Here is a 13,022-nt window from a genome sequence, read left to right on the forward strand (position 1 = left end):
CATATCCAACACCATATCCGGGGTATCAACAAACACCATATCCGTATTAAACCAAAAAAGAGGCTATCCTCTTTTTTGGTTTAATACGGTATTTATTTATAAAATACTTCCAAAATTAAGGTGAAAATATGTTAATATTTTGTTATTATAATTCAAAAAACATATATAATAATTTTAATTTATCCCGCATTAAAGGGCAGTAAGACCCCCACCTCAAAATTCAGCGGAAACAAGGAAGTTAGGCGGAGATCACCCCCCCACTGATTAAAGTTTCACTTTATATATATGTTCTTGAAGAGTTGTATAGAGTTAGCTATAAGAAACTACTACGTATAATTGAAAAGGTATTATATTGCTTTTTATTACAAATAATATTATGTTATTTTAATCGGCATATTTCAAAACATGATGTATGTAAAGGGCGATTATTAGGAAATGAAATATCTCTATTTCTATGAAAAGAAACAAGTTGTGTTTTAGTCAGATAGGAAGCAAGGAGAGATGCGCATGCTAGAACAAAGAGGTCATGCATTATATGAATCTTCATTGCGAGATTTAAAGTTAGCATTAGATGAGTCTTCAATTGTTGCGATTACAGACCGAAAGGGTCTTATTACATATGTAAATGATAAGTTTTGTGAAATCTCCAAATATACACGAGAAGAGTTAATAGGGAAAGATCATCGTATTTTAAATTCAGGATATCACCCAAAAACATTTTTTCAAATGCTATGGAAGCGTATTTTGAGCGGAAAAGTATGGAGAGGTGAGATTCGGAATCAAGCAAAAGATGGTACATATTATTGGGTTAAAACAACAATTGTTCCATTTTTAAATGAAAAAGGAGAGCCATATCAATTTATTGCGATCCGAAATGATATTAGTAGTAGGAAAGAAGCAGAACAGAGGTTACGGTTAAGCGAAAGTCGTTATAGAGAACTTGCGTATCATGATGCTTTAACGAGTTTACCGAACCGTTTACAATTAATAACGACTGTTAACGAATTAATTGCAGATAAAAAAGAGTTTGGTATGATTTATTTTGATTTGGATCGTTTTAAATTAGTAAACGATACGCTAGGTCATATGATAGGAGATTTACTTTTAAGCGAAGTTGCTTCACGGTTGCATTATGTGCTAGGAGAGAAAGATGTTCTGGCTAGGCTGGGTGGCGACGAATTTGTGTTGTTAACAAAAAATCATACACAAGATGAGATGAGGCAACTAGCGACATCTGTGTTGTCATGCTTTCAGGCACCATTTATGCTTGAAGGTCATGAAGTATACATTTCAGCAAGTCTAGGACTGTGCTCATATCCGCAAGATGGACAAGATGTGGAAACACTATTGAAAAATTCGGATCTAGCTATGTACAGTGCGAAAGAACAAGGTAGAAATGCCGCTTGTTTCTTTACCGATGAGTTACGTGCGAAAATAAATCGTAGAATGAAAATTGAATTTGCTTTGCAAAAGGCAATTCGTGATGAAGAGTTAGAGGTGGCGTTGCAGCCTATTATTGATTTGAAAACGAAGAAATATACTGGTATCGAGGCTTTAGTACGTTGTACGACAGAAGAAGGGCCTATTTCCCCAAGTGAATTTATCCCTATAGCTGAAGAATCAGGACTTATTATAAAATTAGGAGATTGGGTATTAGAAAAGTCATGTCGCTTATTTAAAACATTACCAAATTATCAAGAAGGATTAAAGTTATCTGTGAATTTATCTATACAACAATTAATGCAGAAACGTTTTATTTTGTCTGTACGTAGCATTTTAAAGAGAACTGGATTTCCTCCGAATCGTTTAATTTTAGAAATAACGGAAAGTACTGCTGTTCGTCATTTTGATTATATTATTGCTACATTACAAGAATTAAGAAATATGGGGATTTTAATTGCTTTAGATGATTTCGGAACGGGTTATTCTTCCTTATATTATTTAAAACAACTACCGCTGGATATAGTAAAAATTGATCGTAATTTTATTCGTGAATTTCATTATGATCATGCACAGCCAGAGCGAACGATTGTAAAATCCGTTATTGAAATTGCCCATAGCTTACATTTAGCAGTAGTTGCTGAAGGGGTAGAGACAGTAGAGCAAGAAAGTTTATTACAATCTATGGGTTGTGATTATGTGCAAGGATTTTATTATGCGAAACCTTTATCTGTAGGAGAGTTAAAAGAAAAGTTAACTACAGATTTCATATAAAAAAGAGAAGCGTAGCTTCTCTTTTTTAATTCATTTTTTGTGAGTTTTTCATTAGTATTGGATAGAGAATCAGACCTAATACGAACAATCCGATTCCTAAGAAGAACGTTTTTAAATCAGCAGTTCCCGTTTTGATAACCCAAATAGAATATATGAATGCTAATGTAGTAATGATGCCGTCCTTTATTCGAGAGCCAGGCATTATATCATACGTTTCTCCTGTAATAACTAATTTGAATTGGTACAGCGTAGAAACAAGGTATGGAATTAAATAAGCTAATGTTGCTACAACGATAGCGAAATTATAAGCTTCTGATACGGTACCAGAAATCGTTGAGAACAAGAAAATCTGCGTCATTACATTTGTAATCAATAATGATTTTGAAGGACTACCCTTTTTATTCGTTTTCGCGAAAAGCTTAGGGAAAAGTCCGTTCTTTGCAGCCTGGTAAGGTACTTCTGAACTAACAACAATCCAGCCCACTGTAGATCCAAATAAAGATACAAGTGCAAGTAGAGCCATGATATAGGCACCTTTATTGCCAATTGCTAAATTTAATGCGTCTACTAATGGTTTTTGAGACTCTTTTAAAGCATCTTGCGGGAGAGCGCCCATTGTAAGCAGAGTAATTGACATGTAAATAAGAAGAGCGATAATTAATCCGAAAATCGTAGCTTTTTTTACATCGCGCTGAGATTTTGCACGATTAGAAAGCATGACAGCCGATTCAATACCGATGAACGCCCAAAGTGTTGCAATAGCAGCTGAATTGATTTGTCCACCTAAAGAAATGGATTGTCCTGCTTCATTCATAAATGTTTGCCCATCTCCGAAATTAGAGGCATTGAAAATGAATAATGTGATTACAATAAACATTGTAAATCCAATAATTTTTGCAATAGTAGCAAGAAGATTCATATTTCCAGCACGATCAATATTTTGAGAAAGAATATATTGAATTCCCCATAACATAAGGCTGCATACGAGGAACGTTAATCCTTTTCCAAGTTCTAGTGAAAATCCGTTCGTTGAAAAGAGAATTTGCTTACTTTGTAAAACTGGAAAGAATGTTGATAAATATCCAGCAAAGGAAATAATAACAGATGCTGTTGCAGCCCAGTTCGCAGCCCAATATCCCCATGCCATACTATAGCCTGCAACTTTACCCGCTTTTTTTGAAGGGAACATCGCTTGAGCATAGCTTTGTGGTCCCGCTTTTAATTCTGGTTTTCGGATTGCTAAATTTCCAAATACGAGTGCAATCATAAATACGCCAAGTCCTGTAATACTCCATGCAAGTGTAGAACCCATTGGACCTGATACTTGTGCTAAATTCGCTGGGAGCATAAATACGCCACCGCCAACCATATTCCCGATAACAAAAGCTGTTAAAACCCATAATCCCCATTTTTTCGTTTCCATTTTTGTTAACTCCTTTGTAGTAAGATTTGCTTAAACATCATTTTTTACTAGCTTTTTGGCAATAAAAAAAGAGCCATGTAGATAAAAAATACCTACATGGCTCTTCGCCTAACGTAGGTACAACGGGAATAACCCTTGTACCTACGCGTAATTTTTCCGCTAGGTTTCAAGGGTTACGTATGATGATGATGTTTTTGTGCAAATGTAACTACAATTGTTGTATAAGTAAGCATAGTTCTTTGCTCCCTTTCTCCTCTGATTTTGAAGTTAGTATACTACATGTTTTTTTGAATGAAAAGAAAAATATAAAAATTTTTATAAAAATACGTTTTAGAGATTAAATATTTACCTTTATTTTTCCTATGCTGGAAAATAAGTGAGAGATTGGCAGAAGAGTGTAGCATGGTATAATACATATAGAACTAGAAGGTGACAAGGGGCTATTGTAGATGATGAGTAAGTATGAACAAATTTATACAGAAATCAGTAATTCTATTGATAATAGGCAATTAAAAGAGGGATGCAAAATCCCATCAGAAACTGAATTAATGAAGCAATATGAAGCGAGCCGCGGTACTGTAAGAAAAGCTGTAGATTTATTACAAGAACGTGGATATGTTCAAAAAATACACGGAAAAGGTGTTTTTGTTTTAAAGCGAAAAAACATTGAATTCAACTTTGGTGGTATTGTAAGTTTCCAAGAAGAAAATGAACGTTTAGGACGTCATTGTATTACAGAAGTCGTAGAAATGGAGAAAGTAAAAGCAACAAAAGAGGTTGCAAAGCTATTAAATGTGAAAGAGAAAACAGACATAGATCATATTAAACGCGTACGAAATATTGATGGAGAAAAAGTAATTTTGGATATTAATCATTTTGTATCGGAATATATTCCTGGATTAACGAGTGAAATTGCAGCGCAATCCATTTATAAATATATTGAGAAAGAACTAGGTCTTCATATTAGTTATTCACAGAGAGTAATTGAAGTGCAACCATGTACAGAGGACGATAGAAAGTATTTAGATTTAAATGGAACAGACTATGTTGTTGTCGTGAAAAACTTTACGCATTTGTATGATGGAAGTCAGTTCGAATATACAGAATCCCGCCACCGCTTAGATATTTTTCATTTTTCGGATGTGGCGCGGAGAAAATAAGGAGATGGAACGTAATAACGTTTCATCTCTTTTTTTATAAAAAAATGACAAACTCGTATATACGAGTATTGACTAACTTATATATACGAGTTAATATGTAATTGTAAACGGTATCAAAAAAAGAAAAGAGGGACGGGAATATGGGGAAAGACTATCGTAAAACAGCAGAGGAAGTGTTGCAGTATATTGGCGGGAAAGACAATATTGAACAAGCTGCGCACTGTGTAACGAGACTCCGTATCGCTTTAAAGGATGAAAGTAAAATAGATAACGATAAATTGCAGTCTGTTTCATTAGTGAAGGGAGCGTTTCATAACGCTGGGGTATTTCAAATTGTAATCGGTCCAGGAGATGTTGATCGAGTATATGCTGAATTGATAACGCTTGCAGGTATGAAGGAAGCGACAGTAGCTGATGTAAAAGATTCTGGAAACCAAAAGCTAAATCCAGCTCAAAAGTTTGTAAAAGTATTTTCAGATGTATTTATGCCGATATTACCAGCAATCGTAACAGCTGGTTTACTAATGGGAATTAACAACCTATTAGGGGCGAAGGACTTATTTTTTGAAGGTAAAAATTTATTAGATGTGTATCCAAACTTAAGTGGGCTTTGGGATTTAATTAATATGATGGCGAATACAGCTTTCGTATTCTTACCAGCACTTGTCGGTTGGTCAGCAACGAAGCGTTTTGGTGGTAGTCCGATATTAGGAATTGTTATGGGATTAATGCTTGTGCATCCAGCATTATTAAACGCGTGGGATTACGGAAAAGCAGCAACTGGTTTAGATGGACAAAAGATTGAGTACTTCGATATTTTAGGATTATTTCAAATTGAAAAAGTAGGGTATCAAGGTCAAATCCTACCGGTCTTAGTAGCAGCATTTGTATTAAGTAAAGTGGAAATCTTCTTAAAGAAACATGTACCAAATGCAATTCAATTGTTAGTTGTACCAATTACAACGATTGTCGTAACAGGTGTGTTAGCATTAGGGATTATTGGTCCAGTTACACGTCATATTGGAGATTTATTAACAGCTGGATTAGTAGGTGTATATGAAACAGTACCAGTAGTTGGAGCAGTATTGTTTGGAGCATTATATGCACCGCTTGTAATTACAGGTATGCATCATATGTTTATTGCTATCGACTTACAATTAATTGCACAACACGGAGGTACATTCATTTGGCCAATGATTGCTCTTTCTAACATTGCGCAAGGTAGTGCGGCACTTGCGATGTTCTGGATTTCTAAAAATCAAAATGATAAAAGTATGGCATCTACATCAGCAATCTCAGCATATTTCGGTATTACAGAGCCAGCTATGTTTGGTGTAAACTTACGAAATAAATTCCCATTCTATGCCGCAATTATAGGATCGGCTGTGGCAGCAATATTTATTACGTTAAATGGTGTATTAGCACCGGCTATCGGAATTGGCGGATTACCCGCATTTATTTCTATCATTCCGAAATCGATTCCAATGTTTATTGTCGGAATGATTATCGCAGTTGTAATCCCATTTACGTTAACGTGGTTATTTGCAAAGCGAGTAAAACAGAAGTAGGAGGAAGTTAAACATGAAGGATTGGCATAAAAGTGTAGTTTATCAAATTTATCCGAAGAGCTTTAATAGCTATTACAATAAAGAAACCGGTGATATAAAAGGGGTTACAGAGAAACTAGATTATTTAAAAGAACTCGGAGTAGATTATATTTGGTTAACACCGATATACCAATCACCACAAAATGATAATGGATACGATGTAAGTGATTACTACCGTATTGATCCATCTTACGGAACGATGGAAGAGTTTGAAGAGCTTTTAGAAGAGGCGAAAGCACGTAATATTGAAATTATGCTTGATATCGTTGTAAATCATAGTTCGACGGAGCATAAGTGGTTTAAGGAAGCGAAGGAAGATAAAAATAGTCCATATCGAAATTATTACATTTGGCGTGATGAAAAAAATAATTGGCAATCTAAGTTTGGTGGATCTGCTTGGAAATATGATGAGAAGACAGAGCAATATTATTTACATCTATTTGATGAGACACAAGCGGATTTAAACTGGGAAAATGAAAAACTTCGTGAAGAAGTATATGATATGATGCGCTTTTGGCTTGATAAAGGGGTAACTGGATTCCGATTAGATGTTATTAATTTAATTTCAAAAGATCAACAATTCTTAAATGATGACGGAAGTACAGCGACAAGCGATGGCCGTAAATATTATACAGATGGCCCACGTGTGCATGAATATTTACAAGAAATGAACCGAAATGTTTTTGAAGGGAAAGATGTAATTACAGTTGGAGAAATGTCATCTACGACAATTGATAATTGTATTAAATATTCAAACCCTGAGCGTAATGAATTAAGTATGACGTTTAGTTTCCATCATTTAAAAGTTGATTATCCGAATGGTGATAAGTGGACGAAGGCTGATTTTGATTTTATTAAATTAAAAGAGATTATGTCTAATTGGCAAATTGAAATGCAAAAGGGCAGGGGATGGAATGCGTTATTCTGGTGTAATCATGACCAGCCTCGTATTGTGTCACGCTTTGGTGATGATAAGGAGTACCGAAATGAATCTGCGAAAATGTTAGCGACAGCTATGCATATGTTGCAGGGCACACCTTACATTTATCAAGGTGAAGAAATCGGTATGACGAATCCTAAATTCGAGTCTATTGAGCAATATCGCGATGTAGAATCGTTAAATATATACGATATAAAGCTGGAAGAAGGATTATCAAAAGAAGAGATTATCGGGATTTTAAAACAAAAATCTCGTGACAACTCCCGTACTCCAATGCAGTGGAATGAAGAGATGAACAGTGGCTTTACAACAAGTACACCTTGGATTTCAGTGGCTGAAAACTATAAAGAAATAAATGTAGAGAAGGCACTAGAAGATAAAGAGTCTGTATTTTATCATTATAAAAAGTTAATCGAACTTCGAAAAACGTATGATGTAATTACAGAAGGAGAATATGCTATTTTGGATGAAAATGATCCTAAAATTTGGGCATATACTCGTACTACAGAAAGTGAAGTGCTACTTGTTATCAATAACTTCTATGGAGAGGAAATAACGTACTCTGTACCAGCGCACGTTCAATTGGATGGAATGAAACAAGAAGTATTACTGTCGAATTATAAAGATTCCAGCAAGGATATTACAAACCTTGACTTAAGACCATATGAATCAATTGTATATCGATATACGAAATAAAAAGTTGTATGCCTGCGTGGCATACAACTTTTTATTTTAAGACACCACTATACAAAATGCTTACTTCTACCTCAGGCTTAAATTTTACTTTTGCATAATCTTTATTCCAATTTTTTTTCTTCCATAGGTCAGGATGATAAGCGATAAGATGTCTACCAATTCCGAAAGCATCACAATTTGCCTTTTGTAACTTTTTCGTTATTTTTTTCGCTTCTTTCGTGAGCTGTTTGGATAGTTCCTTATTTAGTTTTTTTCTTTCATCCATTTTGTAAAGATTATCTCTCGGAGCTTCAAGAGCTATAACTTTTAATTGAAGCTTAATGTGAGCATACACATTTCCTTTTTTATCTGTTGTTATTTTTAAGTCTCGTTTTAGTTTTCTATTGCTAATTTCCATTGTTAAATAATCGGATGTCTTCTTCGATTCATCACTAGTAAGTTTTTGAGTTATACGTGCGCTTGTTCCCATTTTTCCAGTTAATAAAACGAATAAAACAGATTGTTTCAAAGGTAAATGCCCAGTTAATTTGTCTTTATTAAATAAAGCCAACCCGTCTGTAATAACTTCTTTTCCTTTTATTTTTATAGAAGGGAGGGTAAAGTCTTTACCGGGGTCTAACATTTTTGTAGCGGCTGTCTCCAAAGTTTCTTTTGGAAACACACTCATATCTTCTAAGCTTTTCACTTTTTTCTTTAGAAAATCTCCAATTAACAAATTTCCGACCTTCTTTTTTTCCAGTATCTTGGATGTTTCACCATCTACTGCAATAAGTTTTACTAAAGCAGTTGGGTTTGTTGGATCCCGAAAACTGACATCTAAATAGGGTAGTATCCCTTTTTTTAAAATTTTGGTTCCTAGTAATTGAACACCATATTTGAAATAGCGAATATTTCCAGTCACATTTTTTTTTAGAGCATCACTTGTATCCCTTATGTTATGCCCCGTTGCTGAATGTATTTCATTCTCAAATGAAGATTGCTCTCCACTTGAACTTTTTACGAGCTCAATTGTTTGCTGGAGTTTATTCTCTTCCGTAATATCAGATCCAATACTATAAGCTAACCTTGCTTCTCTTAATGGTTCTTGATCCCAACAGCCAGAAAGGAGGGAACTCGTACATAATATAAAAAGTAATTTAACTCTTTTTTTGAACATATTGTTCTCCTTTCTTATTTCTGAATAAGGAATAAAGAAGAAATAGAAAAGGTAAGATTAAAATGAAAATATAGGTAAATTTATCAGTAAATTGCGCAAGTACTTTTAATTCTTCTGGGGTATCTATAAACAAGGCTACACTAAAAGCAATAATACCAACGATTGGAACAGCCTTTTTATGATTAGTAAGGTTGAATATATGTCCGATTCCGATAGAAGCAGCACAATAATAACTAGCAATAGAAGCAGCAACAGTTATCATCCAAATTGGTATGAAGAGTAAATCAGTCCGGTCTATAATTCCGATGTGTAAAGAGCGTAATAAGTAAGCAACTGGTTCAGGAATAAGCTCAACTTGTTTCGGACTAAATACGATAAAGCAAATCCAAACAGTAAAAGTATAAAAAAGAGTTACAAATCCATTCGCGATAGAAATTGCTTTTAGTCGTGCCACAGGATTCCCATTTACTTTTGGGAAAGCGATAAGAATAATTTCAAAACCATACATAGCTGTAATTGTTTCCTTTGATGCTTGAATAATATTCCACCATCCGGCTTCTGTAATAGGAAAAATATAAGAAAAATCAGCTCGCGTGAGTCCTAGGGCAATTAAAAGAGCCATTGGAATAATGAGAATAGAGGCCATGACATAAAATCGTACGATGACTTTAAACGTGTTATAAGCTATATAACAGCAAGCTATTGTACATAGTATGAGAATTGCAGACCATGGAGTTGCTTGTAAAACCCATACTTTAATGACATTACAAGCATTTAACATAACTGTCATACCGATAAGCGTAAAATAAAGAACATATAAAAAACCTAATAGTTTTCCGAATTTATTACCAAACATTATAGAAGAAATGTCATACATAGTTGCATCGGGAAATCTTCTTAATAAAAACCACATAAGTAAAATAATAAGTTGAATCGCAAGCCCGGCGATGAGTGCAGAAATCCATCCACCACCTTTTGCTATCGGGTGAAGACGGTTAGGTAGAGAAAGTATCCCCACTCCGATTTGGCATTGAATAACGAAAAAGGTAAATTGAACAAGTGAAATTTTACTTTGCGTGTTTGTCACCATTCTCATCCTCTCTCGTTACGTGTTGGCGTTGCATTTTTTTCGGTTTTGGATCATGTGGTCGTTCCCAAAATGACCAAATTGGTAGTCTTACAAAAGAATCTTTCATATCTTTAATCCGCATTGGTGCAACAGGAGAAAGATATGGTGTATGAAAAGAATGAAGCTGACATAGGTGAACGAAAGTTATAATGAGACCGAATGATATTCCTAAATATCCGAATATGGCAGCAAGAATCATTAGTGGAAAACGAAGAATTCGAACTGCTGAACTCATATCGTTTGATGGAACGAGAAAAGATGAGATTGCAGTTAAAGCTACAACGATAATCATTGTGTAAGAAACGAGTCCAGCTTTTACAATTGCATCACCAATTACTAAACCACCTACAATACCGATTGTTTGGCCAACTCGGCTTGGTAAGCGAATACCAGCTTCCCGTAATAATTCGAAAATCAATTCCATCAAGAGAGCTTCAAAAATAGGAGGGAGCGGTACTTTCTCTAATGAAGCTTTAATTGTATACACAAGTTCAAGCGGCAATACATCAGGATGAAAGGCTACGGTTGCGATATATATAGCTGGTAAGAGAAAAGCAATCAAAAAACTCACTAAGCGAATCATTCGGACGAAAGAACCGACAATCCAGCGGTTATTATAATCGTCTGGTGATTGATAGAAGGCAAATAACGTAACAGGAACGATAAGCGCTGTTGGATCTCCATCAGATAAAATAGCAACTCGTCCTTCCATTAAATTTGCTGCAACTCTATCTGGACGCTCTGTATTTAATTGCTGCGGAAATGGTGAGAAAGACGTATCCTCTATAAATTCTTGTATATATCCTGGAGGCATAAGTGCATCTGTCTTAATCGTTTCTAATCTTCTTTTCACTTCTGTAACTAAATCGTCATTCGCTATATTTTGCATATAAGCAATTGCCACTTTCGTGTGCATTTCTTCACCGATTGTAAAATACTTAACAACTAGATTTGGACTCTTAATGAGTTTACGAATAGAGGTTAAATTAGTTGCTAGATCCTCTACAAAACCAGTATGTGGTCCACGTACAATCCCTTCATTATCAGGCTCTGCTATATCTCTCTTTAAAGATAAAGCTGTTTCGAAAATACAAAAACTGTCGACTTGTTCATGAAAATATAATGATTTGCCTTGTAATAAGAGCTGCACGCCATAATTTAAATTCGTTTCCTTTTTCATATTTAATGTAGAAAAAGCTTTATCTAAAGCTAAATCTGACCGCGTCAATAAAGGCTCAAGGGCTAATTGATGAATTAGATGTGGGTCTGCTAAAGATTCGATATATAGGATTGCTCCTTTTCCGTTTTGAAAAGGGAGATCCAATTTTTTTATATCGTCTGAATGACAGAGCTTATTTTCGATATAATTAATGTTTTCCGGAAGTGATGGAAACATATGCTTTTGATCCGTACTCTCTTGTTGTTCTTTTTGCTCTGTCATAATTTCCACCTCTTTAGAATAAAGTTGCTTCTGTTAATTTTTGTTTTTTGTGAGAAATTTATGCTTGGATTATATGAGAAAACAAATTCTATTTTATCGGCTATGATTGTCCACGCATTATTCAATTTCATAGCAGTACTTCTCACATTTGTGTCGAATTAAGAAGATATATAGGAGGGATACATATGGAAATAGCAGTAGAACGAGTTTTTACAAAAGAAATTTTAGCAAGAGCAGCAAAGACATTTCATGTAACAGTGGAAGAAAAGCCACTTGGAGATTTTGAAAATTATATTTTTAAGGCAAAGGGTGATCGTGGCAAAGATTACGTATTGCGTTTAACCCACTCTTCTCATCGTTCTAAAAAAGAAGTCGAAGCTGAACTAGATTTTTTACGATATGTTGCGGAGAATGGGGCAAAGGTAGCAGGACCCCTTTATTCAGCATCTCAAAATCTTGTAGAAGAAATCAGAGCAGAGGATGGGACTTTCTTTTTCGCTTCCTTATTTACATATGCAAAAGGGGAGCAAGTAAAAGGAGAAGAATCGCTTTATTGGGGCGAGCCTCTCTTTGAATCATGGGGAAAAGCGATTGGACAACTGCATCGTCTAACAATGAACTATCCTAAAACGGATCATCGTGATACGTGGGAAGAAGATGAGAGTGGGGTTGTTAATGAATTAGAAGATGATCAAGTGAAAAAGATCGCTGCGGTATTAATGGATGAGATAAAGGCTCTTCCAATTGAAAGAGAAACGTTCGGCCTTATGCATGGGGATATTCATCCAGGAAATTTTCATTATGATGGTAAAGAGCTAACAATCTTTGATTTTGATGATGCGGCTTATAATTACTTTATACACGATTTAGCGATGGTTCTTTATTACTCTGTTCTATTTACACCGTGGACAGCGGAAGAGAAGACCGATTTTGCTCGTAAACAATTACAAGTGTTAAGAAAAGGATACGAATATGAACATAAGCTAGCGGATAGTTGGTATGAATCATTGCCGTTATTTTTACGTTTACGCGATATAGGTTTATATGGCACGATTCAAAAGAAGTTTAAAGGGAAAGATATGCCTGATAACTTCTTGAAATTATCAGAAGAGCTATACGAAAGAATTATAAAAAAAGAAGCAATTGTGAATATATAATACATTCTGTTCAAAACAAAGTATATAAAACAAATATATACTTTGTTTTTTTATACAAAAATATGTTTATTTTATTAAAATAATATTGTCATAGATTCG

The 13,022-nt window shown here is 34.8% G+C and carries 9 protein-coding genes and 1 pseudogene; 6 read left to right on the forward strand and 4 right to left on the reverse strand.

Features of this window, described 5'->3' with window-relative positions:
- Window positions 1–507: 507 nt before the first annotated feature.
- Window positions 508–2,214, forward strand: a complete 1,707-nt coding sequence (locus tag MR083_RS15845; protein ID WP_000893373.1) for a putative bifunctional diguanylate cyclase/phosphodiesterase — start codon at window positions 508–510, stop codon at window positions 2,212–2,214.
- A 25-nt stretch (window positions 2,215–2,239) separates the two neighbouring features.
- Here the strand turns inward: MR083_RS15845 and MR083_RS15850 are convergent, their stop codons facing one another.
- Complete coding sequence (locus MR083_RS15850) at window positions 2,240–3,637, reverse strand: amino acid permease (RefSeq protein ID WP_000448457.1); 1,398 nt, start codon at window positions 3,635–3,637, stop codon at window positions 2,240–2,242.
- A 449-nt stretch (window positions 3,638–4,086) separates the two neighbouring features.
- Here MR083_RS15850 and treR point away from each other — a divergent pair, with 449 nt between their 5' ends.
- The 3 genes from treR to treC all read left to right on the forward strand — a co-directional run bounded on the left by treR (window position 4,087) and on the right by treC (window position 8,040).
- The gene (gene treR / locus MR083_RS15855) at window positions 4,087–4,797 is read left to right on the forward strand and encodes a trehalose operon repressor (RefSeq protein WP_000987251.1); all 711 of its coding nucleotides are present in this window, start codon (window positions 4,087–4,089) and stop codon (window positions 4,795–4,797) included.
- A gap of 140 nt (window positions 4,798–4,937) precedes the next feature.
- Window positions 4,938–6,365 carry a PTS system trehalose-specific EIIBC component gene (gene treP / locus MR083_RS15860; RefSeq protein ID WP_000513952.1) on the forward strand — a complete coding sequence of 476 codons (1,428 nt, stop codon included), beginning with the start codon at window positions 4,938–4,940 and terminating at the stop codon, window positions 6,363–6,365.
- A 13-nt stretch (window positions 6,366–6,378) separates the two neighbouring features.
- Window positions 6,379–8,040, forward strand: coding sequence for an alpha,alpha-phosphotrehalase (treC, locus tag MR083_RS15865; RefSeq protein WP_000656102.1), 1,662 nt, complete (start codon window positions 6,379–6,381; stop codon window positions 8,038–8,040).
- A 31-nt stretch (window positions 8,041–8,071) separates the two neighbouring features.
- Here treC and gerKC read toward each other — a convergent pair whose 3' ends face one another.
- Genes gerKC through gerKA form a run of 3 tightly spaced genes read right to left on the reverse strand, consistent with a single transcriptional unit; the run spans window position 8,072 to window position 11,766 of the window.
- The gene (gene gerKC, locus MR083_RS15870) at window positions 8,072–9,196 is read right to left on the reverse strand and encodes a spore germination protein GerKC (RefSeq protein ID WP_000474034.1); all 1,125 of its coding nucleotides are present in this window, start codon (window positions 9,194–9,196) and stop codon (window positions 8,072–8,074) included.
- Window positions 9,177–10,283, reverse strand: a complete 1,107-nt coding sequence (locus MR083_RS15875; protein ID WP_041184728.1) for a GerAB/ArcD/ProY family transporter — start codon at window positions 10,281–10,283, stop codon at window positions 9,177–9,179. Before MR083_RS15875 ends, gerKC begins: the two co-directional genes overlap by 20 nt.
- Window positions 10,264–11,766 carry a spore germination protein GerKA gene (gene gerKA, locus MR083_RS15880; protein WP_242269566.1) on the reverse strand — a complete coding sequence of 501 codons (1,503 nt, stop codon included), beginning with the start codon at window positions 11,764–11,766 and terminating at the stop codon, window positions 10,264–10,266. Before gerKA ends, MR083_RS15875 begins: the two co-directional genes overlap by 20 nt.
- 69 nt (window positions 11,767–11,835) lie before the next feature.
- Between gerKA and MR083_RS15885 the strand changes: the two are divergent.
- Window positions 11,836–11,928: pseudogene (locus tag MR083_RS15885) on the forward strand (CPBP family intramembrane glutamate endopeptidase); the annotation flags it as partial.
- A gap of 23 nt (window positions 11,929–11,951) precedes the next feature.
- Complete coding sequence (locus MR083_RS15890; RefSeq protein ID WP_242269567.1) at window positions 11,952–12,923, forward strand: phosphotransferase enzyme family protein; 972 nt, start codon at window positions 11,952–11,954, stop codon at window positions 12,921–12,923.
- Window positions 12,924–13,022: the final 99 nt, after the last annotated feature.

Origin of the sequence: Bacillus cereus group sp. BfR-BA-01408 (assembly GCF_022663305.1) — a bacterium.
Classification (GTDB): Bacteria; Bacillota; Bacilli; order Bacillales; family Bacillaceae_G; genus Bacillus_A; species Bacillus_A pacificus.

Excerpts from the sequence above, each read along its gene's own strand:
- treC (WP_000656102.1), top strand. The coding sequence starts at position 6,379 with ATGAAGGATTGGCATAAAAGTGTAGTTTATCAAATTTATCCGAAGAGC.
- gerKC (WP_000474034.1), bottom strand. The coding sequence starts at position 9,196 with ATGTTCAAAAAAAGAGTTAAATTACTTTTTATATTATGTACGAGTTCC.
- treR (WP_000987251.1), top strand. The coding sequence starts at position 4,087 with ATGATGAGTAAGTATGAACAAATTTATACAGAAATCAGTAATTCTATT.
- gerKA (WP_242269566.1), bottom strand. The coding sequence starts at position 11,766 with ATGACAGAGCAAAAAGAACAACAAGAGAGTACGGATCAAAAGCATATG.
- treP (WP_000513952.1), top strand. The coding sequence starts at position 4,938 with ATGGGGAAAGACTATCGTAAAACAGCAGAGGAAGTGTTGCAGTATATT.
- MR083_RS15845 (WP_000893373.1), top strand. The coding sequence starts at position 508 with ATGCTAGAACAAAGAGGTCATGCATTATATGAATCTTCATTGCGAGAT.
- MR083_RS15890 (WP_242269567.1), top strand. The coding sequence starts at position 11,952 with ATGGAAATAGCAGTAGAACGAGTTTTTACAAAAGAAATTTTAGCAAGA.
- MR083_RS15850 (WP_000448457.1), bottom strand. The coding sequence starts at position 3,637 with ATGGAAACGAAAAAATGGGGATTATGGGTTTTAACAGCTTTTGTTATC.